Here is a 24,292-nt window from a genome sequence, read left to right on the forward strand (position 1 = left end):
CGTGGCGGATGGGGTGATCCGACCGGAACAGAAGGTCTCCTGAAACATTGTGACAGATCGATCACAACTTGTTTCAGGAGGTTTCGATGGGCCGCGGTATCTTGCTCTGGTTGCTCGGGGTTCCGATTCCGATCATCATTCTCATCATGCTTTTTGCCCGCTAGGAGGCTTCGATGCAGCCCACCCTATCGGCAACCGATGCTCCCGGTACGCTAGAATCCTCCGCCACCGCCGTCAGTTGGGGGCCGATCATCGCTGGCGCTTTCGCAGCCTCGGCTTTGACTCTCATCCTTACCTTGCTCGGCTCCGGACTCGGGCTGACGATGGTTTCGCCCTGGTCCGCGTCGAATCCTTCGGTCACCACCTTCGCGGCTACCACCGGCGCCTGGTTAATCGTCGTGCAATGGCTGTCGGCGGGCCTAGGCGGTTATCTTGCCGGGCGGTTGCGGACCAAATGGGTTGGCGTCCACACTGACGAGGTCTATTTCCGCGACACCACCCACGGCTTCCTTGCCTGGGCGCTGGCCACGTTGCTTGTCGCCGGTGTTCTCGGCTCGGTCCTGTCGGCTGCAGTTGGGACGGGCGTGCAGGCGGCATCCACTGTCGCGTCGGGCGCCGCGATGGGTGCCTCGGCAGGCGCGTCGGCAAACGCCAACGGCGCCTCGGTCGACAATGCGACATCGTATTTCGTCGACACGCTGTTCCGTCCGGCGGATGCGAGCAAGCTTGCAGCCGCCAATCCGCAGAACGACGCGGCGACCACGGCGCAAGCGTCTCGCATCCTGGTCGCAAGTGCCGCCTCCGGTGAGGTGTCGGCCGACGACAAGACCTACCTGGCGCAGCTTGTGACTGCCCGCACAGGCCTTCCGGAAGCCGACGCAAAGGCCCGTGTCGATGCGGTGCTTGTAAAGGTGGAGGAGGCTAAGACCAAGGCCAAGCAGGCGGCAGACACGGCCAGGAAGGCAACGGCCTCATTTGCCCTGATCGGCGCCTTGGCGTTGGTCATCGGCGCCTTCATCGCCAGCGCTGCCGCAGCTCTCGGCGGCAAGCAGCGCGACGAAGACGAGGCGCTTTTCCTGTCCAAAGGCTAGACTGAACCATCCGGTGATTGAAAGACAAAGCCCGGCTCACGGCCGGGCTTTTCGGTCTTTGAGATGGCAAGCCGGATCAGTGATCGAAGGCCTTGACGATTTCCTCGGTCATCTTCTTGGCGTCGCCGAGCAGCATCATGGTGCCGTCCTTGTAGAACAGCGTGTTGTCGATGCCGGCATAGCCCGAACCCAGCGAGCGCTTGACGAACAGGCAGGTGCGGGCCTTGTCGACGTCGAGGATCGGCATGCCGTAGATCGGGCTGCTCTTGTCATCTCGCGCGGACGGGTTGGTGACGTCGTTGGCGCCGATGACATAGGCGACATCGGCCTGGGCGAATTCGGAGTTGATGTCCTCCAACTCGAACACCTCGTCATAGGGCACATTGGCCTCGGCGAGCAGCACGTTCATGTGGCCGGGCATGCGGCCGGCAACCGGATGGATGGCGTATTTGACCTCGACACCGTTGGCCTTGAGCTTGTCGGCCATCTCGCGCAGCGCATGCTGCGCCTGCGCGACCGCCATGCCGTAGCCGGGCACGATGATGACCTTCTGCGCGTTCATCATCAGATAGGCGGCGTCGTCGGCCGAGCCCTGCTTGACGGTGCGCTCGATGCCGTCGTCGGCAGCCGCAGCCGTCTCGCCGCCGAAGCCGCCGAGAATGACGGAGATGAAGGAGCGGTTCATGCCCTTGCACATGATGTAGGACAGGATCGCACCGGAAGAACCGACCAGCGCACCGGTGATGATCAGCGCCAGATTGCCGAGCGTGAAGCCGAGCGCCGCTGCCGCCCAACCGGAATAGGAATTCAGCATCGACACCACGACCGGCATGTCGGCGCCGCCGATCGGGATGATCAGAAGCACGCCGAGCACCAGCGAAGCGGCGACGATCAGCCAGAAGATTAGCTTGGATTCGGTGGTGACGAGCAGCACGATCAGCACCACGAGGGCTACGCCGAGCGCGATGTTGATCAGGTGGCGGCCGCCGATCATGATCGGCTTGCCGGACATGCGGCCGTCGAGCTTGAGGAAGGCGATGACCGAGCCGGTGAAGGTGATGGCACCGATCGCGACGCCGAGGCTCATCTCGATGAGCGCCTGGGCATGGATGTCGCCGGCCGTGCCGATGCCGAAGCTTTCCGGCGCGTAGATTGCTGCCGCCGCCACCATGACGGCGGCGAAACCGACGAGCGAGTGGAAGGCGGCGACCAGCTGCGGCATCGAGGTCATGGCGATGCGGCGCGCCACATAAGCGCCGACGCCGCCGCCGATGGCAAGCCCGAGCACGATCAGGCCGAAGCGGCCAGCCGAGGGCAGCGCCAGCGCCAGCGTGGTGGCGATGGCAATGCCCATGCCGATCATGCCGTAGAGATTGCCCTGGCGGCTGGTGGTCGGATGCGACAGGCCGCGCAGCGCCAGGATGAACAGGATGCCGGAGACCAGATAGAGGAAGGAAGCGAGATTGACGGTCACGTCACTTTTCCTTCTTCTTGTACATGGCGAGCATGCGCTGGGTGACGAGGAAGCCGCCGAAGATGTTGACCGAGACCAGCACCAGGGCGATGAAGCCGAAGCCCGCCGCAAGGCCGGAGGCGGCGATGCCGACGGCAAGCAGCGCGCCGACGACGATGACCGAGGAGATGGCGTTGGTGACGGCCATCAGCGGCGTGTGCAGCGCCGGCGTCACCGACCAGACGACATAATAGCCGACGAAGATCGCCAGCACGAAGATGGCGAAGCGGAAGACAAAGGGATCGATGGCGCCGCCCGAGAGCGCGTGCGCGGCGTTGCCGGCAGCCTCGGCGCCGGCGGGCGCATTGGCGAGATCCTGCACCGCGAGGCGTACGGCAGCGGTCGCCTGATCGAGCTGGTCGAGGGCTTTCTGCAGCTGTTCCATCACGCGGTCCCTTCTGGCTTAGGCGAGGGTGACTTGGCTGCGGCCCTCCTCCTGGGCGCCGGTTTCTTGTCGGCGGCATCCGCGACCAGGACCGTGGCCGGGATCGCAGCCGGCTCGGTGCGCGGCTGCCCGGCGGCCTTGGCGAAACTGGGGTGCACGATTTGGCCGGCATCGGTCAGCATCGTCGCCTTGACCAGCTCGTCATCGCGCTTGATGGCAAGGGTCTTCGTCACCTTGTCGACCATTGTCTCGAGGAAGGCGTAGAGGTTCTTGGCATAGAGCAGCGAGGCGGATGCCGCGACACGACCGGGCACATTGAGATGGCCGACGATCTTGACGCCGTTTTCCGTCGTCACGACCCTGCCGGGTTGAGCGCCTTCGACATTGCCGCCGCGTTCGACCGCAAGGTCGACGATCACCGAGCCCGGCTTCATCGAGGCGACCATGGCGGCCGACACCAGCTTCGGCGCCGGACGTCCAGGGATCAGCGCCGTGGTGATGACGATATCCTGCTTGGCGATGTGCTCTGCGGTCAGGGCCGCCTGCTTGGCCTGATATTCCTTCGACATTTCCTTGGCGTAGCCGCCGGCGGTCTCCGCCGCCTTGAACTCCTCGTCCTCGACCGCCAGGAACTTTGCGCCGAGCGACTGCACCTGCTCCTTCACCGCCGGACGCACGTCGGTGGCGGTGACGACGGCGCCGAGACGGCGCGCTGTGGCGATCGCCTGCAGACCGGCGACGCCGACGCCCATGATGAAGGTTTTTGCTGCCGGCACCGTGCCCGCCGCCGTCATCATCATCGGCAGCGCGCGGTCATATTCGGCCGCCGCATCGACCACCGCCTGGTAGCCGGCAAGATTGGCCTGCGAGGAAAGCACGTCCATCACCTGCGCGCGGGTGATGCGCGGCATGAACTCCATCGAGAAGGCGGTGATGCCGGCACTGGCCATCGCGGCAAGCGCCGCATCGTTGCCGTAAGGATCCATGATGGCGATGACGGCCGCGCCCGATTTGTAGCCCTTGAGCTCGGCATCGGTCGGCCGGCGCACCTTCAGCACCACATCGGCGTTCTTGGCGTCCCCGGCAGTTCCAATCGTGCCGCCGGCGGTGACAAATTCCTGATCGGTAATGCGCGAGCCCAGGCCGGCGCCCTTCTCGACGATCACCTCGAAGCCCAGGCCCGCCATCCTTTTCACCGTCTCGGGCGAGGCCGCGACTCTCGGCTCGTTCGCGTCAAGCTCACGAGGGATGAATACCGTCTGCCCCACCGCATGATCCTTTCGGCTGGAACCTTGCTGCGCAAGGCGTCGGCCGGGACCTCCGGCGGAACGTCAAACGCAATGGCTTGGAGAGTCTACCGCAGAATGAAATAGCCGACGGCCATGATCACGATGAACAGGATGGTCGCCGAGAAGAAGCCGCCCGCGAAGAAGCCGAAGGCCATGGCCAGCAGAATGGCGGCGCAGACGAGCGAGCCGTATTTGGCCAGCGCGAGGAATGCGTTGTAGGTACGATCATGCTCGGCATAGTCCATCTGCGCGCCCAGTTCGACAGGACCGGTCGGCGTGTGATCAGCCATAGGAATACCCCTTCGAAAATGCCTTCGAGGCACATAGCGAAAAGCCGGAGCAAGAGCAATGGCGCTATTGCCGCACGGCCGGCGACAACAGCCTCAAACGAAAGTTGAAATGGGCGGAAGCTAAAATTGCGATGGCAGGCCCTCGCCGTGGCGAGGGGCATCGTGGGCCTTTAAAGCGCGTCGCGCTGAATCGGATTCAGGCGAGACGCTTCAAAGCTCGTTTTGATGGGTGCCGTTGCCCAGAACCGCTGCACGGTTCCGGGCGAGATTGCATTAGGCGGCGAGGTGCGGAAACAGGCCGAGCAGGCCGACCACGATCAGATAGAGCGCGACGATGTAGTTGAGCAGGCGCGGCATCACCAGGATCAATATGCCGGCGATCAGCGAGATCAGGGGCGTGAGCGCAAGCGAGTGGATGGTCATAATCGTACTCCTTCCCGTGAAAAACCCGATTTGAGCCGGCGACAAGCCTGGGGGTCAAGAATGCGGCGCCGCCGATGATCAGTGACGCCGGTACTCGTAACGCGGGAGCCGCGGGGAAGGTTCATGAGGCGCGGTAGGACGCCCGTTCAGGCGGCATCGCGATAGTATTTGGCCGTCGGTACGATCGACAGAGGGGTGAGCCGGTTGATGGCCGGATTGGCGAACATCATCCGCTGCTCCACCGGCGTCGACTTGAAGAACGGGAAGCGGTCGAGCGTCTGGCGCAAGTTTTCACCGCAGGGGATCTCGAACAAGGCGATCGGCGCAAGGACACCCGGAAACACCTTGCCTTCTGTCCGCTGCACGGCATGGAAGATGCGGGCGTAGTAGGCGGAATGTTCGACCTTGACCGGCGTCAGCACGGCCGTCTGGCCAAAATAGCTGGAAGCCACCATGCCGAGCCTCAGCGTCAGGAAAGGCAGGACTCCGGGCGCGGGCGCGCTATCCGCGTCGGTTGCGAACCGGGTTCCGTCTATGAAGGTTTCTCCGCGGGCAAGCCGCTCTGCCAAGATTTCCGGATAGGCGTCGACAGAGGGCGAATAGGGGTGCTCGCGGGAAATGTAATGGAGCCGCAGCGTGCTGACCAAGTGGCCATCGAAATAGACGCCGAACCGGTAGGAATTCGGCAGGTTGTCCCAGCGATCCTCGAACATCCCGCTGGCGATCGGGCCGCACATGCCTGAGCGCAGGTAGGACTGATAGCGAAGGCGGTAGATCGCCTCCAGATCCTCGCCCCCCGTGATCAAACGATAATCGACATGCTCCAGCAATTGCATGATCGAACGATTCAGCGCCGAGCCAGCATTTGCGCCGGCGTCAGCCTGCGCATCGTTTCTTGCAGCATCCATCCTCAAGTCCTCGTATCCGCCTGTAAACAGGCTATTCGAGTCAAAATGAGACACAAGCCGAAAATTCGATACTGCTGGTTTACCTTCCGTTAACCTTAACAATGCGCCGGAAAGGGTTGCGCGGAAAAGTCGACCGCACACTCGGACCTTGGCACGCATCCGATGTCAAGGAGTTCACAGATGCCAGAGCTGAAAGGACTTGGCTGCCGCAGCTACCGGTAATATAGGGCATCAAGCCAAAATACTTTGCCGTATTGAATTGCTTAGAGAAAACAAATGTGAGCTTTTGATCCTGAACAATCGGGTCAAAACCTTCCGATTGGACGAAAATTGCTGCGTAGCCAACGCAACGCGCATTCTTAATCCTGAATGATGAAATTCCCTATCTGGCCGACCGTCGGGGGGCGAGGCGCAGGTCCGCGGCGAATGGCCAGGTGACGTTCGACATCGTCTCGATGCCGGACGCGCTGAGCGCGGCGCCGAACAGGAAGCCTTGCACGAGGTCTGGCTTGACCGAACGCACCAATATCTTCAGCTGCTCGAAAGTCTCCACCCCTTCGATCGTGACGACCAGGCCCAGCGTCCGGGTCAAGCCGACGATACCCTTCAGAAGATCGAGCGACTGGGGGCTCTGGGTCACGTCGATCAGGAAGGAGCGATCAATCTTGATCTTGTCGAGCGGCAGCTTGTGCAGGTAGCTGAGGCTGGAATAGCCGGTGCCGAAGTCGTCGAGCGCGATGCGGACGCCCAGCGCTTTCAGCTCTTCGATCAGCTCGCGGGTCAGTGATTTGTCGTCGAGCAGGGCAGTCTCCGTCACCTCGATCTCGAGCCGGTGCGGCGCAAGGCCCGACGCCGCCAGCGCATCACGCACCTTCTGCACGACGTCGCGGTTGCGGAAGTCCTTGGCCGACAGGTTGATCGAAACGCTGGTCTGGGCCGGCCATTTGGCGCATTCGGCGCAGGCCGCCTGCAGCACGAAAGAGCTGATCTCGGAGATGATGCCCATCTCCTCGGCCAGCGGAATGAAGACGCCCGGCGAAATCGGGCCGAGATCGGGATGATCCCAGCGGCAGAGCGCCTCGCAGCTGGCGATGCGCATGGTGCTCATCGACACGATCGGCTGGTAGACGACGCGCAACTCCTTGGCTTGCACGGCGCTGCGCAGATCGGCCTTCATCAGCTGGCGATTGCGGAAGGCGGCGTCCATCGATGCCTCGAACAGCCGCCAGCTGTTCTTGCCGAGCTCCTTGGCTTTGTAGAGCGCGAGGTCCGCCTTGACGATCATGCCGTCGACGTCGGTGTCCTTGACCACGGACAACACCGCGCCGCCACTGGTCTGGATGCGCAGGCCGTGACCGGCGACGTCGACTTCGCCCTGCAGGCCGGCGAAGATCTCGTCGAGCAGGCTGCTGAGATGGCTCTCATCCTCGACGCGGTCGAAATAGATCATGAATTCGTCGCCGCCGAAGCGGCTGACATTGATGCCCGGCCCGGCGACCGCTGCCAGGCGCTCGGCTACGGCGTAGATCAGACCGTCGCCGACCGGGTGGCCGAGCGTGTCGTTGACGCTCTTGAAATCATCGAGGTCGAGCACCGCCAAGCCGCAGAGCCGGTCGCGGTCGCCGGACGCCATGGCTTCGCCGACCAGCTCGTGGAAGTAGGCACGGTTCGGCAGGCCGGTGAGGTTGTCGTAGCGCGCCATGAAGCGGATCTTTTCCTCCGCCTCGACCCGGGCCGTGACGTCCTCGAAGGTGATGACGCCGAGTTCCTGGCTGCCTTCGCGCGCGGAGAACTCGTAGTGCTGGCCATTGGCGAGCGACACGAGCACCTTGCGGTCCCGGCCCTCGCGCAAGGCGCGCGTCAGCTGCGCCTCGATGTAGCGGCAATCCTTCGGTGCCAGCATGCCGCCGGCGACGCCGCGCATCAGAAGGCCGTGGATCGAGCGCCCGAGCAGCGCGTCGGCCGATTTCAGCGACATCAGATGGGCGGCCTCGGCATTGGCGACGGCGACGCGCCCGTCGGGGCCGAGCATGACCAGGCCGTGCGACATCGTGTTGAGCGCGCGGTCGAACCTGCGCGTCAGGTTTCTCGCCTGCTTGTGGCCGATGACCGCCGAGAACAGCACGTTGCGGACATGATCGGCGCCGGTGATGGTGATGAACGTCATCGGGATGATCATCAGGCCGAGGACGACGGAGGGCGCGTCCATGCGCAGCAGGAGCGCGAGAGCCGCCGGACCGATGAAGGTCACGGAAAAGATCCGCACCATGCGCGGCGACCCATAGTTGCGGGCGACAACGGTGACCAGGGTCGCCAGCGTGAGCGACATTGCCGCGAGCTCGGCGAACGGTTCGGGATATATGTAGATCGACACGAAACACAGCGCGCCCAATCCGAGACCCTGAAAGCAGCCCTTCAGGATGTAGCTGCGCTCCAACCGCTGCGCGTGTTCGACATCGGCAATCGCGCCGCCTGTCCTCAGGAAGCCGCGAATGCCGAAGTAACGGATAAGGCTGACGGAAAGCAGGGCAAAAGAAAACGCCAGGAACAGGGGATTGTGGGTGCGCAGATAGATCATGAATCCGAGGATCCAGTAGCACGCGCCACCGATCAACAACATGTGCGCGTTGTCGAACAACGACCGCACAAATTGGATATAAACATCCGCTGGGATGCTTTCGGTCTTTGTTTTGCCCATAGGGTCGGCCCAACGCTAAGCCTTGTCATGACACAACCGCCTTAAGAAAGGCTTAGAACAGAACCGCCTTGAGCAGCGGCTTCGGTCTGCCGGCCAAGGGCCGCAAAGGACCTAACGCATGTCACCCACAAGTGCGCAGCGGTTTTGGGAGAACGACCTGCATCGAACAAAGGCCTAAAGCGCCTCGCCTGGATCCATTTCGACGCGAGGCACTTTAGGCCGACCGACGAAAACTTCGGGATTGGTCTGGCGCAATCACTCGGCAGCGCTGAGAACGGGCACCGGAGCGGCCTCGGTCAGCCGCTGCAGCAGCCTGGAGCGCTCTTCGGACGCCTTGGCGGCGCTGGCCTGCTGGACATGGCCATAGCCGCGGATGAGCGCCGGAACGGAGGCCAGAGCGGCGGCGGCCTCGACCTTGCCCGGCGCAAGTGCTGCGGCGATCAGATCGAGATCGGCCTCGTATTGCGCAAGCAGTTGCCGCTCGGCGCGCCGTTCGGCGGTATGGCCGAACAGGTCGAACGCGGTGCCGCGCAGGCCTCTCATGACAGCAAGCAGGCGAAATGCCTTCATCATCCACGGGCCGAAACTCGACTTCCTCGGCTTGCCGTCATTGCCGCGCCGCCCGAGGATCGGCGGCGCGAGGTGAAATTCCAGCTTTTCGTAGCTTTGGAACTGCCTTGCGAGATCGGCGGCGAAGCTGCCGTCGGTGTAAAGCCGGGCCACCTCATACTCGTCCTTGATCGCCATCAGCTTGAAGAGGTTTTTCGCGGCCGCCTCGGTGACGGCCGTTGAGCCGGGAACCGCTGTCGCCTCGGTTGCGCGCAGCGCCGCGATCCTGTTGGCATAGCGCTTGCCATAGGCGGCGTTCTGGTAGGCGGTGAGGAAAGCCACCCGCCGGGCGACAATGTCGTCGAGCGTTTCCGGTGCCGACGCCGGCTTGCCGGTACGACCGACCAAGCCGCGCACGAAATCCGGCTGGTGCGCGGCGCGACGGCCCCAGCGGAAGGCGGCGATGTTCATCACCACCGCTTCGCCGTTCAATTCTATCGCTTTTTCAACGGCTTCGGCCGAGAGCGGTAGCCCGCCATGCTGGAAGGCGAAGCCGAGCATGAACATGTTGGCGCCGAGCGAATTGCCGAACAGCGCGGTCGCCGTGCGGGTGGCATCGAAGAAGTGGGCCTTGTCGTCGCCGGCGGCGGCACGGATCGCCTTCTTCAGCCGCTCGACCGGCAGCGAAAAATCGGCGGAACGGGTGAATTCGCCGGGCATGATCTCGGCGGTGTTGGCGAGGAACATGGTATGGCCCTCGCGCACCGCGGCGAGCACCTTTTTGGCGCCGGAGACGACGAGGTCGCAGCCAAGCACAAGATCGGCCTGGCCGGCGGAAACGCGGATGGCGTGGATGTCCTCGGGCGTCGGGGCGATGCGGACATGAGTGAAGACCGAGCCGCCCTTCTGGGCAAGGCCCGCCATGTCGATCATGCCGCAGCCCTTGCCCTCGATATGGGCAGCCATGCCCAGCACCGCGCCGATGGTGACGACGCCGGTGCCGCCGACACCGTCGATGATCGCCGCCCAGCCCTGAGATCCGAGTGGAAATTCGGCGGGTGACGGCACGCCTTCGAGCGGATCGCTCTTGCCGGCAATCCCCTCGGCCTTCCTGATCTTGCCGCCATGCACCGTCACGAAAGAGGGGCAGAAGCCGTTGAGGCAGGAAAAATCCTTGTTGCAGCTCGACTGGTCGATCCGGCGCTTGCGGCCGAATTCGGTCTCGACCGGCTGGATCGAGACGCAGTTCGACTGCACGCCGCAATCGCCGCAGCCTTCGCAGACCAGTTCGTTGATGAAGACGCGCTTGTCGGGATCGGGGAAGGTGCCGCGCTTGCGGCGCCGGCGCTTTTCCGCGGCGCAGGTCTGGTCATAGAGAAGCACCGACACGCCCTTGACCTCGCGCAGCTCGCGCTGGACGAGGTCGAGGTCGTCGCGGTGATGGATCGTGGCGCCGGGCGGGAAATCGGCCTTGCCGGCATATTTAGCCGGCTCGTCGGTGACGACGGCGATGCGCTCGACGCCCTCGGCGCGCACCTGTTTGGCGATCATATCGACGGTGAGGCCACCTTCGTGCGGCTGGCCGCCGGTCATGGCGACTGCGTCATTGTAGAGGATCTTGTAGGTGATGTTGGCGCCTGAGGAGAGCGCAAAGCGGATCGCCAGCGCGCCGGAGTGGTTGTAGGTGCCGTCGCCGAGATTCTGGAAGATATGGCCGCGCTTGGAGAACGGCGCCTGGCCGACCCATTGCGCGCCCTCGCCGCCCATGGCGGTGAAGCCGACCGTGTTCCGGTCCATCCACAGCGCCATGAAGTGGCAGCCGATGCCGGCGGCGGCAAGCGAGCCCTCCGGCACCTTGGTCGAGGAATTGTGCGGGCAGCCCGAGCAGAAAAACGGCGTGCGCGAACCGATGTCGACGGTATCGGCGAGCATCGCCTGGAACTGGCGCAGCTTCGCCACCCGCGCCGCGATCTCCTCCGAGGGGCCGATGGTGCGCAGGATACGCTCGCCGAGCGCGATCGCGATCTCGTTCGGGTCGAGCGCGCCCTTTGCCGGAAACAGCCAGTCCCCGCGCTCGTCCTTCTTGCCGACGATGGCAGGCTGAATAGCGGAGCCGTAGAGGTTCTCGCGCAACTGCACCTCGATCAACGAGCGCTTCTCCTCGACGACGACGATGGTCTCGAGGCCGCGGGCGAAGTCGGCGACATGCTGATAATCGAGCGGCCAGGGGCAGCCGACCTTGAACAGGCGGATACCGATGCGATTGGCCGCATTTTCGTCGATGCCGATATCCTCCAGCGCCTGGCGGACGTCGAGATAGCTCTTGCCTATGGTGATGATGCCGAGCTTCGGGTTGCGGCCGCCCGAATAGACGGTCCGATTGAGCCCGTTGGCGTGGATGAAGGCGGAGGCGGCGGCGCGCTTGTGCTCATGCAGGCGCTCCTCCTGGCCGAGCATGTCGATCTCGTGGCGGATGTTCAGACCGCCCGGCGGCATGTCGAAGTCGGGAATGACGATGTTCAGCCGCGCGATCGAGGCGTCGACCGAAGCGGTCGATTCGATGTTGTCCTTGACGCATTTGATCGCCGCCCAGGTGCCGGCGAAACGCGACATGGCGAAGCCAAAGAGACCGTAGTCGATGATCTCCTGGACGCCGGCGGGGTTGAGGATCGGCACCATGGTGTCGACGAACAGGAATTCGGTGGCATGTGCGTTCGTCGAGGATTCGGCCATGTGGTCGTCGCCCATCAGGGCGAGAACGCCGCCATTTTTCGACGAGCCGGCGAGATTGGCGTGGCGGAAAACGTCGCCGGAGCGGTCGACGCCCGGCCCCTTGCCGTACCAGACGGCAAAGACGCCGTCATGGGTGCCTTCGCCGAGCAGCTCGGTCTGCTGCGAGCCCCAGCAGGCGGTGGCGGCGAGCTCTTCGTTGAGGCCCGGCTGAAAGACGATGTCGGCCTGCGCAAGCTGCCGCTTCGCCTTCCACAGCTGCATGTCGAGGCCGCCGAGCGGTGAGCCGCGATAGCCGGAGACGAAGCCTGCGGTGTTGAGGCCGGCGCGGCGGTCGCGCTCACGCTGCATCAAAAGCATGCGCACGACGGCTTGCGCCCCGGACAGGAAAACGCGCTCCTTGCCAAGGTCGAACTTGTCGTCGAGCGCGACGTCATGCAGCGTCATCAGGCATGTCCTCTGCGGAGGCGCGCCGCGGATCGGCGGCCAACGTCGGAGTGAGAGGCCGCAGTCTTTCTTCCCTTGCGGGACAGGTCAAACGAAATCGCAGCGGCCAGAGCGCACGCAACAAACGGTCCCGCTGGAAGCGGTCGCCGCATTCAATCGCACGCTAAACGCTTTGCAGCGCACGAAAATTTCGACCGGTCAACGGGCCTCAAGCCGCCTTCGAGCAATCCGGCTTGGGCGCATCCGGCAGCTTGCCGTCGGGATGGCCGGCAAGGTCCGGGTTGAGCTCGTATTTCGGCCCGATCACCAGCGGCCGGTCCGGCAGCATGGTCTGGTCCGCCGAGGAAGTCATCGTCGTCTCGAGGCTTTGAAGCAACGTGCCGCTCGAATCCTCGATGCGGATCGTGACGGAATAGGGCTTGCCCTTGACCACGCAGGTGAGCGGCGGGCTGGTCAAGGTGATATGCGGAAGCTTCGGCCAGATTTTCTGGTTGACGATGAGCGGGTCGCCGCCGGCCGGATTCTGGAAATTCACCACCGCAATCTGTCCCTCGCCCATCGGCCGCAGCGGTCTCAGCGTGATGACATAGGTGGCGATGCCAAGCCGGTAGTTGAACTCGAACAGCTTGCCGGAAATGGCGAAGAGCTGCTCCTTGCCGGTGTCGCGGCAGGCGCCGAGCGCCGTCGCGGCGATCAGGGCCGCGCCGAGAGCGATCGAACGGAATTTTCTAAGCATTGGTGGCCTCCCTGGCCGCCGTGCGGCGGCGATAGTAGCGGTTCGCTTTCTGGCGGTTGCCGCAGACGGCCATGTCGCACCAGAGGCGGCTTGAGTTGCGGCTGCGGTCGATGAAGAGCCAGCTGCAGTTCGGACAGATCCTGAGCCTGGCAACGGTGTCGTCGCGCAGCAGCGAAAGCGCCGAGACGGCCAAAGCCGCCTCGAAAGCGATCGGCGTCGCCGGATCGCCAAAGGGCCTGCCCGGCGCGCCGATTTCGATGCTGCTGCCGGAGAGGCCTTTGGCGCAGGCGGTCAGGAAATCGGGCAGATGGCCGGCGGCGATCGCGCGTTTCGCTATGGCATCGCGGAACAGGCGGTCCGTCGCTTCGCGGATCGACAGCACGACCGCGGCGATGTCGCCCGGCTGAGGGGCCTCCAGCCGCCGGCCGCCAAGCTCGGCGGCGCGAAAGCCGCTCGCCGCCTCGGCGAAGCGGGCGATCTCGGCCGGATCAGCGAAACGGTCGAAGGTCCTTCCGGGATCGTTGCGCAGGACGACCGTGTTCGCCGTGTCGAGCGCGAGGATGCCGCCGGTGAAGCGGTGCGGGGTCCAGGAAACCGTCATGCCGGAAATCTAACCGATAAAACGTATTTGACAAGTTAGATTCCGGGTGCAACGCTCCAAACAGGGCCATTTCGCGCGGCCCTAGGGATGCTCTATGCTCTATTTCTATCAGCAGGTGCTGAACGGGCTGCATTCGGGCGCGCTCTATGCGCTGCTCGCCTTCGGCTACGTGCTGACCAACGGCATCCTGCACCGCACCAACCTTGCCTATGGCGCGCTGTTTGCCTTTTGCGGCCACACCATGATCCTGACCGCCGCCTTCGGCTATCAGGCGCTGTGGCTGACGCTGTTTGCCTCGGTCGCGCTAGGTATCGTTGCTGCCCTGCTCTATTCGGTGCTGATCAGCCAGGTGCTGTCGCGCAGCGTGTTCGAGAGGCTGGCGGACCGGTCGCCTAATGCGATCGTGGTGACGACGCTCGGCATCTTGCTATTCCTGTCGGAAGCAAGCCGCATCGCCGCCGACACGCATGATCTCTGGCTGCCGCCGATGCTCGCCCAGCCCGTCGTCTTCGCGCAGGGTGCCGGCTTCAAGGTGACGCTGACCGTTATCCAGCTCTTGGATTGCGCGGCGGTGATGGCGATGGTGGCAGTGGCCGCCTGGCTATTTTCGCATTCGCGCTTCGGACGGGCCTGGCGGGCCGTGTCCGACGACCCGAAGGCGGCCGCGATGTGTGGCATCGATGTGACCGCGGTGTTCCGCCGCGCGGTGCTCTATGGCGGCTTCTGCGCGGCTTTTGCCGGCATGCTCGCCGGCATCTATTACGGCAACATCAGCTTCGGCACGGGCCTCGTCTACGGCCTCAAGATCCTGTTCGTGACGGCGGTCGGCGGCTACATGTCGCCGCTCAAGGCTGCTCTCGGTGCCGCGGCCTTCGGCATGGCCGAATCGCTGTGGGCCGGTTATTTCCCGCTCGAATGGCGCGACGGCTGGATATACCTCTTCCTCGTCGCCATGCTGGTGCTGATCGGCGCCGGCCGCGACCAGGCCAAGGTCGCCTGAAACCCATCAGACTTTGGTTGCATGACGCGCCGTGAGGTGACCGGTTTTTACCGTTGCTCGCCGCGTGGATCGCCGGCACGTGCTTTGCCATGTTGACCATCCGGGCCACGCACTGCATACCGTTGGGCCAAGCGGCGCGACACCGGAGGGGGACTCGGGCGCGGCGCCAGCACTTTGATTTAGGCATCGTGCTTTCCGAAATCGATCGCGATTCTCGGGGCCGGTGCGCGAGGGAGGAAATGCATGGCAGGGCTGCTCGCTCTATCCACGACGATCGACCGCATCAACGAGTTCATCGGCCGCTGGATCTCGTGGCTGATCCTGCTTGCGATCCTGGTGAGCGCCGGCAACGCAGTCATCCGCAAGGTGTTCGACATCTCCTCCAACGCCTGGCTCGAACTGCAGTGGTATCTGTTCGGCGCCGCCTTCATGTTGGCCGCCGCCTATACGCTGAAACAGAACGACCATATCCGCATCGACATCGTCTACGGCATGTTCCCCCGCCGCGTGCAGCACTGGATCGACCTCCTCGGCCATCTCCTCTTCCTGATGCCGTTCGTGGTGCTGATGGTGATCTACTTCGTGCCTTACGTGTCGCTGTCCTTCCGCAGCGGCGAGATGTCGACCAATGCCGGCGGGCTGATCGTCTGGCCGGCCAAGGCCATCCTGCTCGTCGGCTTCTTCCTGCTGGCCATCCAGGGTGTCTCGGAGATCATCAAGAAGATCGCCATCATGCGCGGCGACATGGAGGATCCCACTCCCTATGTCTCGGCCCACGACCAGGCCAAGCTCGAGGCCGAAGCGCTTGCCGAAGAAGCCAAGGCGCTGTCCGGCGAGGTGCGCTCATGATCGAGTTCATCGCGCAGAACATGGCGCCGATCATGTTCGCCTCGCTGATCATCTTCCTTTTGATCGGCTACCCCGTCGCCTTCTCGCTCGCTGCGAACGGCCTGTTGTTCTTCTTCATCGGCGTGCTCTTGTCGCCCTATTCCGGCGGCTCGATCAACCTCGCCTGGCCGCTGCTGCATGCGCTGCCGGATAATTTCTACGGCACAAGGGTGATGTCGAACGACACGCTGCTGGCCATTCCATTCTTCACTTTCATGGGAATCGTGCTGGAGCGATCCGGCATGGCCGAGGACCTGCTCGACACGGTCGGGCAGCTGTTCGGCCCGATCCGCGGCGGGCTTGCCTATGCGGTGATCTTCGTCGGCGCACTGCTTGCCGCAACGACCGGCGTGGTGGCGGCCTCCGTCATCGCCATGGGGCTGATCTCGCTGCCGATCATGCTGCGCTACGGCTACGACCGGCGCCTCGCCTCGGGCGTTATCGCGGCTTCCGGCACACTGGCCCAGATCATCCCCCCCTCGCTGGTGCTGATTGTGCTGGCCGACCAGCTTGGACGCTCGGTGGGCGACATGTATGCGGGCGCGCTGATCCCCGGCCTCGTTTTGACCGGCATCTACATGCTCTACATCCTGATCATGTCGATCGTCCGGCCGAACTCGATGCCGGCATTGCCGCTCGAGGCCCGCACGCTCGGCCACGGCGTGATTTCGCTGATCGTGGCGCTGCTGGTGACCGGCGCGATTTCCTATGCGGCCTATCGTTACCTCGCGCCGACTCATGGCGACAATGCGGACATCCTTGGCGCCACCGTCGGCGTGATCGTCATCTACATCGTGGCGATCGCCGACCAGCGCCTCCACATCAACATGATGTCCAAGCTGGCACAGCAGGTGGTGATCGTGCTGATCCCGCCGCTGGCGCTGATCTTCCTGGTGCTGGGCACCATCTTCCTCGGCATCGCCACCCCAACCGAGGGCGGCGCCATGGGCGCCGTCGGCGCGCTGATCATGGCGGGCTTCAAGGGGCGACTGACGATGGATGTCATCAAGCAGGCGCTGGCCTCGACGACGCGGCTCTCCGCCTTCGTGCTGTTCATCCTGATCGGCGCGCGCGTCTTCTCGCTCACCTTCTACGGCGTCAACGGCCATATCTGGGTCGAGCATCTCTTGACCTCGCTGCCGGGCGGCGAGACCGGCTTCCTGATCGGCGTCAACGTGCTGGTTTTCGTGCTCGCCTTCTTCCTCGACTTCTTCGAGCTCGCCTTCATCATCGTGCCGTTGCTGGCGCCCGCCGCCGACAAGCTCGGCATCGACCTGATCTGGTTCGGCGTGCTGCTTGGCGTGAACATGCAGACCAGCTTCATGCATCCGCCGTTCGGCTTCGCGCTGTTCTACCTGCGTTCGGTCGCGGCGCGCGTGCCCTATCTCGACCGCATCACCGGCAAGCAGATCGCGCCGATCACCACCGGCCAGATCTACTGGGGCGCGGTGCCGTTCGTCTGTATCCAGGTGATCATGATCGGGCTTACCATCGCCTTCCCGCAAATGGTAATGCGCTACAAGGGCACCGCGGTCGAGCCGAGCACGATCGACCTCAAGCTGCCGGACATGCCGGGACTTGCGCCGCTCGGCACGCCGCCGGGCGACAATGGCGCGGCGCCCGCCAGTGGCGGCTCGGCGCCCGCCGCGCCTGGCACCCCAGACTTGTCACAGCCGCCGAATTTCGGCGATACGGCCCCCGCCAACCCGGCGACGCCGGCACCCGATCTTTCCAAGCCGCCGAGTTTCAACTGAGGTGACCAAGTCATGAGAGCCGTACGGCTGGAAGCAATCGGCGGCATCGCCCTTCGTGCGGTCGACAAACCTGCGCCGGGGCCGGAGGATGTTCTGGTGCGGATCGAAGCCTGCGGCGTCTGCGGCACGGACCGCCACCTGTTCCATGGCGAATTCCCGTGCACGCCGCCGGTCACGCTTGGCCACGAATTCTGCGGCATCGTCGAGGCGGTCGGCGACGCGGTGTCCGGCATCGCCGTCGGCGATCGGGTCACGGGCGACCCCAACATCGCCTGCGGGCGCTGCAGCCAGTGCCGGGCCGGCCGCGTCAATTTGTGCAGCAATCTCAGGGCCATCGGCATCCACCGGGACGGCGGTTTCGCCGATTATGTCGTGATGCCGCAAGGCCAGGCCTTCCTCCTGCCCGGCAACCTCCAGCCGACGCATGGCGCCTTCTGCGAGCCGCTGGCCTGCTGCCTGCACGGCATCGACCTCGCCGGAATCAGGCCCGGCGACTCGGTGGTGGTGCTCGGCGGCGGCGTCATCGGCCTGCTCACCGTGCAATTGGCGAAGCTTGCCGGTGCCGCGACCATCATCCTATCGACCAGGCAGGCCTCGCGCCGCGCGCTGGCCGAAGAACTCGGCGCGACCGCTACGGTCGATCCCAGCGCCGTCGATCCCATCGAGGCCATCGCCGGAAAAGCCGGGCTTGTGCCGGGCGGCGTCGACGTGGTGCTGGAATGCGCCGGGGTTCGCGACACGGTCGAGCAGTCGATGCGAATTGCCAAGGCCGGAGGCACGGTGGTGATCGTCGGCGTGATGCCGCAGGGGCAGAAGGTGGCTTTCGAGCCTTTCGACGTGCTGTTCCGGGAGTTGAAGGTCCTCGGGTCCTTCATCAATCCCTTCACGCATCGACGCGCCGCGGACCTCATCGCGTCCGGCGCGATCGAGATCGACAAGCTGATTTCCAGGCAGGTGCCACTCGAAGAGGCGCCGCAGGTGATCTCGAACCCAGCCGCCCCCGGCGAGGTCAAGGTGCTGGTCGTGCCGGGCCGGACCTGAAGTCCTGCAACGTTGGCGATTGGCGAAACCGGCGGTGACAGCGCCCTCTCCCCGTCACCATAGGGGAGAGGGCTAATCCCCGGCTACAGCTTGCCGTTACGCTGCTGCACCATCATGAAGGTATCGTAGTTGTATTCGGCGACCTGGGCCCAGAGATAGTGCTCCTTGCGGAAGCCTTTGATGGATTCCCAGATCTTCTTGAACGGCGCGTTGTTGGCCTCCATTTCGGCATAGACTTCGTTGGCCTTTTCGAAGCAGGCAGCCATGATTTCCTGGCTGAAGGGGGCCAGCTTGGCGCCGCTGGCGACCAGCCGCTTCACCGCCGCCGGATTGAGGTAGTCGTATTTCTGCAGCATGTTGGCGTCGGCGGCTTGCGCGGCCGTGTGCACCAGCGACTTGTAGGCGGGCGACAATTCCTCGTATTTGGCCTTGTTGAACATCAGATGCACGGTCGGGCCGCCTTCCCACCAGCCGGGATAGTAGTAGTAGGGCGCGACCTTGTAGAAGCCGAGCTTCTCGTCGTCATAAGGGCCGACCCATTCGGCGGCGTCGATCGTGCCCTTTTCCAGCGCCGGGTAGATGTCGCCGCCGGCGATCTGCTGCGGCACGACGCCGAGCTTCTGCACCACTTTGCCGGCAAAGCCGCCGATGCGCATCTTGAGGCCGGAAAGATCGGCGACCGTGTTGATCTGCTTGCGGAACCAGCCGCCCATCTGCACGCCGGTGTTGCCGCCCGGCAGGCCGAATAGGCCTTGCGTTGCAAGGAATTCGTTGAAGAGGTCAATGCCGCCGCCATGATAGTGCCAAGCGTTCATGCCGCGCGCGTTAAGCGAGAACGGCACTGCGGCACCCAGCGCCCAGGTTGGGTCCTTGCCCCAATAGTAATATGCCACCGTGTGGCATGCCTCGACGGTGCCTGCGGCGGTGGCGTCGGCCGCCTGCAGGCCGGGAACGAGCTCGCCCGAGGCGAAGACCTGAACCTGGAAATTGCCGTCGGTCGCTTCCGACAGCATTTTTGAGAACACTTCCGCACCGCCATAGATCGTGTCGAGCGATTTCGGGAAGGACGATGCCAGCCGCCAGGTCACTTTCGGATTGGACTGGGCTATCGCCGGCGTGGCAAGCGCGGCGGCCGCTGCCGCGACACCAACACCGGATGCACCGGCCTTACGGATGAACGAACGACGATCCATGCATTTTCCTCCCGTTTAGAACCAACAGACCGATATTCGGACATCCGCGGTGCCCTGATCGGCTGTGCGAAACAATACACGGGCAAGATGTCGAGTCCAGCACCGCGGGCAACGTGCAACTATAGTCTAACGCCGACCGTCCTGGCCCATTCGGAGAACCGAAACTTGCCATGGCAAAGTGCCGACTGATCGCCTATTTTGTAGGCAGAATAATTCGTTAGCCCTCGATGGAACCCGTATCCAAAATGCAGCAGCCGCTCGTTGCCGTCTCAACCGATGTCCGCCAGTTCGACAACTACACATGGCATGCCGCGCCCCAGCAATATATCGAGGCGGCGATCGCCGGCGCCGGCGTGTTCCCGCTCCTGGTGCCGTCCTTCGGCGACCGGCTCGATTTCGACGAGCTGCTGTCCTCGGTCGACGGCGTCATGGTGACGGGTTCGAAATCCAATGTGCATCCCTCGCTCTATGGCGGCGATCCCAGCGAGGCCAACGGCCCCTACGACCCGGCGCGCGACTCCACCACGCTGCCGCTGATCCGCAAGGCGATCGAGCGCGGCGTGCCGCTGCTCGCCATCTGCCGCGGCATCCAGGAGCTCAACGTGGCGCTGGGCGGGACGCTCGGCACCGAGATCCAGGAGCGCGAAGGCTCGCTCGATCACCGCGCGCCGGTGAGCGACAATCAGGACGAGCGCTTCGGCATCCACCAGACGATTTCGATCAAGCCTGGAACCTGCCTCGCCGGCGTGTTCGGCGCCGGCGACATCAAGGTCAACTCGCTGCATCGCCAAGCGATCGACCGGCTCGGATCGAAACTGCAGGTCGAGGCTTTGGCGACCGACGGCACGATCGAGGCCGTCTCGGTCAAGGAGGCCCGCGCCTTCGCCGTCGGCGTCCAGTGGCACCCCGAATATTGGGTGAAGTCGGACAGCAACTCGGCAAAGATCTTCCGCGCCTTCGGCGATGCCGTGCGCCTGCATGCGGCGGCGAAGGCCGGTGCACGCGCGGCGGCGGAATAGCCGAACCCGAGCAGCTCAGTCGCTGGTCATCGCGTTCAGCGCCAAAAGCGGGGCGGCCGGCGCATAGGATTCGTAGCCGTCGCCATCGGCAACACCGAAGGTGACGATCGGATCGATGCCGTTCTCGCTGAACGCGACCGAGCCGTCGGCCTGCTCGCGCCAGAATTTCACACGCTCGATGCCGGGCATCAGCTTGCTGCAGTTCGGAGCAATTGTCAGCAGCGACAGGCCATCCGAGACCTCGGCGCCGCGCTTGACTGCGCAGGCCGCTTCGTCGCCATTGGCCGTCAGCCGATAGCTGCTGGAGGGGCCGGCTTGCTCGACCACGCTTTGGCCGTTGCCGTCGTGCAGGGACTGAACGCCCCGTATAGGGCGACTGACGCAACCAACCCGGCTAACAGCTTCACTCCGCCTCTCCACATCCTGGCTTGCCGTGCCATGCCGTTCTGCAAACCACGCGCCGATTTGGACAACATGCATAACGAAGTATGCAGAATGATGGTTAAGCAGGCGTTAATAAATGTGGCCGGCCTTCCGCTCAGGCGCGTGGCTTGACGTTGATCGTCTCCGGCACCGGGGTCAGCGGCCGGTGCTCGCCGAACCAGAAGATGAGATTGTCGACGCACAGATCCGCCATGGCCCGGCGGGTGTGGTCGGACGCAGATCCGACATGCGGCAGAAGGGAGGTGTTGGGCGCATCGAGCAGCGCTTTGGGCACATTCGGTTCGTCGGCAAAGACATCGAGCCCGGCAGCAGCGATGGTGCCATTGGAGAGTGCTGCAGCCAGAGCCGCCTCATCAACCGTGCTGCCGCGGCCGATATTGACGAAGACGCCGTCGGGACCGAGCGCCGCCAGGACCGCCGCGTTGATGGCTTTCTCCGTCGCGGCCCCGCCCGGCGCGATACAAATCAGCGTGTCGACCGCTTCGGCCAGACCCTTAAGCGTCGCATGGTACTCGTAGGACAGGTCATCGACCTGGCGGCGGTTGTGATAGGCGATCGGCAGGCCGAAAGCCTCGAGGCGACGGGCGACGGCGAGGCCGATGCGGCCCATGCCGAAGATGCCGACGCGGCGGCCGCGCAAGGTGAGCCGGCTCAGGCGATAGTCACCCTTCTTCACCCAGTCGCCGTCGCGCAGCCATTTCTCCGCAGCGTACATTTCGCGCACCGTGTTGATCAACAGCCCGATGGTGGTGTCGGCAACCTCCTCGGTCAGCACGTCGGGCGTGTTGGTGACCATGACGCCGCGGGTCGCGGCATGACGAGCGTCGACGGAGTCATAGCCGACGCCGAAATTGGCGATGATCTCGAGATTCGGCAGCGCGTCGATCATGGCCGCGCTGATGCCGCCGAAGGAGGCGATGCCGCGCACGCTCTCGCGCATCTCGCCGGTGACGAGCGACGGATCGGCGCGCTCGATCCGCACGCGCTTGAACGCCTGGTCGATCCGGCCGATGGCATGGTCGTTGAAACGGCCCGGCACCAGGACGGCGACCGGCGACTTCGCTTCTGTCTGTGTCATTGACGCTCCACCGGCTTGCCGGTGGACTGGCGTACGTGCAGCTCCGGCTTGATCAATTCCTGCGACGGCCGCACGGCCTGCCCGTTCAGCTTGTCGAGCAGCGCGCTGGCGGCGCGGCGGCCGACCTCGCGCTGGCCATTCCAGACCGTGGTCAAGGCCGGCGTTGCTATCGCAGCCTCCTCCAGGTCGTCGTAACCAGTGACGGAGATATCGACGCCCGGCACCAGACCGGCGCGCGCGATGCCGTTCATCAGCCCGATCGCAACCAGATCATTCCAGCAGCAGGCGGCGGTCGGCTTGTCCTTCAGCGCCAAGAACTGTCCTGCAGCCTCGAAACCGGCCTGCTTGGTGCGCGGTCCAGGAATGCGCCAGGACGGCTTCACCTCCAGCCCGGCCGCTTCCATGGCGTTGACATAGCCCTGGTAGCGGTCGCGGCCGGTCGAGGTCTGGTCCGTGCCGCCGATCATGGCGATGCGTTTGTGGCCGAGCGAGATGAGATGGTTGGTCGCAAGTGCCGTGCCATAGGCATCGTCGCCGCGGAAGACCGGCACGTCGGCGCCGGTGACGGTGCGCGCGATCAGCACCGCCGGAAGGCCGTTTTCCTCGGCCATGATGATGTCCTCGGCCGGCGTGCCTATGGCCGGCGACATGATGACGCCGTCGGCGCCGAGCTGCAGCAGCGTGTCGATGAAGGTGCGCTGCTTTTCCAGCTGGTCATAATGGTTGGACAGGATGAAGGTCTGGCGGCTGCGGTCGAGCTCGCTTTCTATCGAGCGCAGAATCTCGGCGAAGAACGGGTTCATGATGTCGTGCACGACGACGCCGACAATGCCGGAGCGCGAGGTGCGGAGCGACGCGGCCCGTCGGTTGTAGATATAGCCGATGGCGCGCGCGTGCTCCTTGATACGCTCGCGCGTCGAGCCCGCGACCAGCGGGCTGTCGCGCAGCGCCAGCGACACCGTTGCCGTGGATACGCCAAGCGCATCCGCGATCGTCGAAAGCTTGATCTTCTGTGCCAGCCTTGGTCCCCGAGGCCTTTAAACTGTTTAAACGGGCTTATGCCATCGATTGAGGGCAAATCAAAGTTTTTTTGCCAAAGCCCTCGGCTTCCGTGTCCAAGGAAGCGGAATTGCGCAGGCGAAGCCTGTGCTCGCGGTGGATGATGTAGAGGCCGCTGGCGACGATGATGGTCGCCCCGAGCAGGGTCCAGCGGTCGGGAAACTGGTGGAAGATCAGCCAGCCGGAGATGATCATCCAAATCATCTGCGAATAGGGGTAAGGCGCGAGCGCCGTCGTCGTCGCCAGGCGATAGGCCTGGACCAGGAGCCAATGGCCGCCGGCGCCGAAGACGCCGAGCATCAAAAGGATCACCCAGTGCCAGCCGTCCTGCGGCAGGGACAATGAGAAGGGCAGCATGGGCAGGAGCAGCACCGCCGGCGCCAGCGCCGAGAACAGGATCAGGCTCTCGGATGTCTCCGTCGACGACATGCGCCGGGTCATGATGACGTAAAAAGAGTTCGACAGAATCGAGCCCAGCGCGAAGAGATGGCCCATGCCGAACACGCCGACGCCGGGCCGGGTGATGATGAGGACGCCGACGAAGCCGGTGAGGATCGCCAGCCAGCGCCGCCAGCCCGCCCACTCGCCGAGCAGCGGGCCGGCCAACGCGGTGATCACCATCGGGCCGAAGAAATAGATCGAGGTGGTCTCGGCGAGCTGCAGCGTCCTGAGCGCCAGGATGTTGAACATGGTCGAGCCGAAAAGCAGACATCCGCGCAGAATGTGCGCCGGCAGGTTATTGGCGCGGAAGCGCGACGGCTCGCGCCAGCCGCGAAGGAAAACCCCGACAAGCAGGACATGCACGATGAAGCGGGCCCAGGCGACGATCAGCGCCGAGACGCCGGCGAGCACCAGATATTTGCTTGAGGTGTCGAGAAAGGTGAAGCAGACATAGACGCAGAGCATCAACAGCATCGCCGCGGGCGGCGTCGCGCTGTCGTCGTGATTTTTGGGAACGCTCAAAATCGGGCCGGAGGAGAGGTAGACGCCACCCTTTTGCGGCAATCGCCGCCGGCCGGCAAGCCAAAAGCGACTGGCCCAACAAGACGTGTCGACAGGCTTAGAGCGCAGTGCCTTGGCGATCAGCAGAACGTTCCTGGTTCGTCATCCCGGGCGGAGCAAGGAGCGACGCGACGCGCGCAGACCCCAGGCTGAC

The 24,292-nt window shown here is 64.1% G+C and carries 21 protein-coding genes; 6 read left to right on the forward strand and 15 right to left on the reverse strand.

All coding sequences use genetic code 11. From position 1 onward, the window contains the following. Positions 1-173 precede the first annotated feature (173 nt). Positions 174-1,091 (forward strand): hypothetical protein, encoded by a 918-nt coding sequence (locus EOD29_RS21605; protein ID WP_127247795.1) that lies wholly within the window; start codon positions 174-176, stop codon positions 1,089-1,091. A gap of 76 nt (positions 1,092-1,167) precedes the next feature. On the opposite strand, the gene EOD29_RS21610 is transcribed toward EOD29_RS21605, so the two are convergent. From EOD29_RS21610 to EOD29_RS21655, 10 genes are all read right to left on the reverse strand, one after another. After that, positions 1,168-2,565 (reverse strand): NAD(P)(+) transhydrogenase (Re/Si-specific) subunit beta, encoded by a 1,398-nt coding sequence (locus EOD29_RS21610; protein ID WP_067324170.1) that lies wholly within the window; start codon positions 2,563-2,565, stop codon positions 1,168-1,170. Position 2,566: 1 nt separating this feature from the next. After that, entirely contained in the window at positions 2,567-2,989 is a 423-nt protein-coding gene (locus tag EOD29_RS21615) for a proton-translocating transhydrogenase family protein (protein ID WP_067003367.1), read from the reverse strand. Continuing rightward, positions 2,989-4,257 (reverse strand): Re/Si-specific NAD(P)(+) transhydrogenase subunit alpha, encoded by a 1,269-nt coding sequence (locus tag EOD29_RS21620; protein ID WP_127240541.1) that lies wholly within the window; start codon positions 4,255-4,257, stop codon positions 2,989-2,991. Before EOD29_RS21620 ends, EOD29_RS21615 begins: the two co-directional genes overlap by 1 nt. Positions 4,258-4,343: 86 nt before the next feature. Beyond that, positions 4,344-4,568 carry an aa3-type cytochrome c oxidase subunit IV gene (locus tag EOD29_RS21625; RefSeq protein WP_095799174.1) on the reverse strand — a complete coding sequence of 75 codons (225 nt, stop codon included), beginning with the start codon at positions 4,566-4,568 and terminating at the stop codon, positions 4,344-4,346. Between the two features lie 273 nt (positions 4,569-4,841). Next, complete coding sequence (locus tag EOD29_RS21630) at positions 4,842-4,991, reverse strand: DUF3096 domain-containing protein (RefSeq protein WP_067003359.1); 150 nt, start codon at positions 4,989-4,991, stop codon at positions 4,842-4,844. 146 nt (positions 4,992-5,137) lie between these two features. Next, on the reverse strand, positions 5,138-6,058 hold the full coding sequence (locus tag EOD29_RS21635) for a hypothetical protein (RefSeq protein ID WP_245466692.1): 921 nt from the start codon (positions 6,056-6,058) through the stop codon (positions 5,138-5,140). 223 nt (positions 6,059-6,281) lie between these two features. After that, positions 6,282-8,597 carry an EAL domain-containing protein gene (locus EOD29_RS21640; RefSeq protein WP_127247797.1) on the reverse strand — a complete coding sequence of 772 codons (2,316 nt, stop codon included), beginning with the start codon at positions 8,595-8,597 and terminating at the stop codon, positions 6,282-6,284. A 255-nt stretch (positions 8,598-8,852) separates the two neighbouring features. Beyond that, the gene (locus tag EOD29_RS21645) at positions 8,853-12,356 is read right to left on the reverse strand and encodes an indolepyruvate ferredoxin oxidoreductase family protein (protein ID WP_281059222.1); all 3,504 of its coding nucleotides are present in this window, start codon (positions 12,354-12,356) and stop codon (positions 8,853-8,855) included. 175 nt (positions 12,357-12,531) lie between these two features. Further along, on the reverse strand, positions 12,532-13,059 hold the full coding sequence (locus EOD29_RS21650; RefSeq protein WP_095799171.1) for a hypothetical protein: 528 nt from the start codon (positions 13,057-13,059) through the stop codon (positions 12,532-12,534). Further along, positions 13,052-13,660, reverse strand: coding sequence for a CGNR zinc finger domain-containing protein (locus EOD29_RS21655; protein WP_095799170.1), 609 nt, complete (start codon positions 13,658-13,660; stop codon positions 13,052-13,054). The genes EOD29_RS21650 and EOD29_RS21655 overlap by 8 nt, the downstream gene beginning before the upstream one ends. A 94-nt stretch (positions 13,661-13,754) precedes the next feature. On the opposite strand from EOD29_RS21655, the gene EOD29_RS21660 reads away from it, so the two are divergent. The 4 genes from EOD29_RS21660 (at position 13,755) to EOD29_RS21675 (ending at position 18,343) form a co-directional block, all read left to right on the forward strand. Further along, entirely contained in the window at positions 13,755-14,660 is a 906-nt protein-coding gene (locus EOD29_RS21660; RefSeq protein WP_095776991.1) for a branched-chain amino acid ABC transporter permease, read from the forward strand. A gap of 243 nt (positions 14,661-14,903) precedes the next feature. After that, on the forward strand, positions 14,904-15,509 hold the full coding sequence (locus tag EOD29_RS21665; protein WP_095799169.1) for a TRAP transporter small permease subunit: 606 nt from the start codon (positions 14,904-14,906) through the stop codon (positions 15,507-15,509). Next, complete coding sequence (locus EOD29_RS21670; protein ID WP_164763799.1) at positions 15,506-17,302, forward strand: TRAP transporter large permease subunit; 1,797 nt, start codon at positions 15,506-15,508, stop codon at positions 17,300-17,302. Before EOD29_RS21665 ends, EOD29_RS21670 begins: the two co-directional genes overlap by 4 nt. 12 nt (positions 17,303-17,314) lie before the next feature. After that, positions 17,315-18,343, forward strand: a complete 1,029-nt coding sequence (locus tag EOD29_RS21675; RefSeq protein ID WP_067324152.1) for a zinc-dependent alcohol dehydrogenase family protein — start codon at positions 17,315-17,317, stop codon at positions 18,341-18,343. An 83-nt stretch (positions 18,344-18,426) separates the two neighbouring features. On the opposite strand, the gene EOD29_RS21680 is transcribed toward EOD29_RS21675, so the two are convergent. Next, positions 18,427-19,536, reverse strand: coding sequence for a TRAP transporter substrate-binding protein (locus EOD29_RS21680; RefSeq protein ID WP_067003340.1), 1,110 nt, complete (start codon positions 19,534-19,536; stop codon positions 18,427-18,429). Between the two features lie 245 nt (positions 19,537-19,781). Between EOD29_RS21680 and EOD29_RS21685 the strand changes: the two genes are divergently transcribed. Then, positions 19,782-20,555, forward strand: a complete 774-nt coding sequence (locus tag EOD29_RS21685) for a gamma-glutamyl-gamma-aminobutyrate hydrolase family protein (RefSeq protein WP_067324150.1) — start codon at positions 19,782-19,784, stop codon at positions 20,553-20,555. Positions 20,556-20,570: 15 nt separating this feature from the next. Here EOD29_RS21685 and EOD29_RS21690 read toward each other — a convergent pair whose 3' ends face one another. The 4 genes from EOD29_RS21690 to EOD29_RS21705 form a co-directional block, all read right to left on the reverse strand. Next, positions 20,571-20,882 (reverse strand): hypothetical protein, encoded by a 312-nt coding sequence (locus EOD29_RS21690; RefSeq protein ID WP_245475385.1) that lies wholly within the window; start codon positions 20,880-20,882, stop codon positions 20,571-20,573. Positions 20,883-21,093: 211 nt separating this feature from the next. After that, positions 21,094-22,077 (reverse strand): 2-hydroxyacid dehydrogenase, encoded by a 984-nt coding sequence (locus EOD29_RS21695; protein WP_127247801.1) that lies wholly within the window; start codon positions 22,075-22,077, stop codon positions 21,094-21,096. Further along, complete coding sequence (locus tag EOD29_RS21700; RefSeq protein WP_067324144.1) at positions 22,074-23,096, reverse strand: LacI family DNA-binding transcriptional regulator; 1,023 nt, start codon at positions 23,094-23,096, stop codon at positions 22,074-22,076. The genes EOD29_RS21695 and EOD29_RS21700 overlap by 4 nt, the downstream gene beginning before the upstream one ends. A 37-nt stretch (positions 23,097-23,133) precedes the next feature. Next, the gene (locus EOD29_RS21705; protein WP_164763807.1) at positions 23,134-24,042 is read right to left on the reverse strand and encodes a DMT family transporter; all 909 of its coding nucleotides are present in this window, start codon (positions 24,040-24,042) and stop codon (positions 23,134-23,136) included. Positions 24,043-24,292: the final 250 nt, after the last annotated feature.

The organism is Mesorhizobium sp. M1A.T.Ca.IN.004.03.1.1, assembly GCF_003997555.1.
Lineage (GTDB): Bacteria > Pseudomonadota > Alphaproteobacteria > Rhizobiales > Rhizobiaceae > Mesorhizobium.

Bases quoted from the DNA above. Each gene is read 5' to 3' on its own strand.
- EOD29_RS21605 (WP_127247795.1), top strand. From the start codon at position 174: ATGCAGCCCACCCTATCGGCAACCGATGCTCCCGGTACGCTAGAATCC.
- EOD29_RS21615 (WP_067003367.1), bottom strand. From the start codon at position 2,989: ATGGAACAGCTGCAGAAAGCCCTCGACCAGCTCGATCAGGCGACCGCT.
- EOD29_RS21625 (WP_095799174.1), bottom strand. From the start codon at position 4,568: ATGGCTGATCACACGCCGACCGGTCCTGTCGAACTGGGCGCGCAGATG.
- EOD29_RS21630 (WP_067003359.1), bottom strand. From the start codon at position 4,991: ATGACCATCCACTCGCTTGCGCTCACGCCCCTGATCTCGCTGATCGCC.
- EOD29_RS21635 (WP_245466692.1), bottom strand. From the start codon at position 6,058: ATGCGTGCCAAGGTCCGAGTGTGCGGTCGACTTTTCCGCGCAACCCTT.
- EOD29_RS21640 (WP_127247797.1), bottom strand. From the start codon at position 8,597: ATGGGCAAAACAAAGACCGAAAGCATCCCAGCGGATGTTTATATCCAA.
- EOD29_RS21650 (WP_095799171.1), bottom strand. From the start codon at position 13,059: ATGCTTAGAAAATTCCGTTCGATCGCTCTCGGCGCGGCCCTGATCGCC.
- EOD29_RS21655 (WP_095799170.1), bottom strand. From the start codon at position 13,660: ATGACGGTTTCCTGGACCCCGCACCGCTTCACCGGCGGCATCCTCGCG.
- EOD29_RS21660 (WP_095776991.1), top strand. From the start codon at position 13,755: ATGCTCTATTTCTATCAGCAGGTGCTGAACGGGCTGCATTCGGGCGCG.
- EOD29_RS21665 (WP_095799169.1), top strand. From the start codon at position 14,904: ATGGCAGGGCTGCTCGCTCTATCCACGACGATCGACCGCATCAACGAG.
- EOD29_RS21670 (WP_164763799.1), top strand. From the start codon at position 15,506: ATGATCGAGTTCATCGCGCAGAACATGGCGCCGATCATGTTCGCCTCG.
- EOD29_RS21675 (WP_067324152.1), top strand. From the start codon at position 17,315: ATGAGAGCCGTACGGCTGGAAGCAATCGGCGGCATCGCCCTTCGTGCG.
- EOD29_RS21680 (WP_067003340.1), bottom strand. From the start codon at position 19,536: ATGGATCGTCGTTCGTTCATCCGTAAGGCCGGTGCATCCGGTGTTGGT.
- EOD29_RS21685 (WP_067324150.1), top strand. From the start codon at position 19,782: ATGCAGCAGCCGCTCGTTGCCGTCTCAACCGATGTCCGCCAGTTCGAC.
- EOD29_RS21695 (WP_127247801.1), bottom strand. From the start codon at position 22,077: ATGACACAGACAGAAGCGAAGTCGCCGGTCGCCGTCCTGGTGCCGGGC.
- EOD29_RS21705 (WP_164763807.1), bottom strand. From the start codon at position 24,042: ATGCTCTGCGTCTATGTCTGCTTCACCTTTCTCGACACCTCAAGCAAA.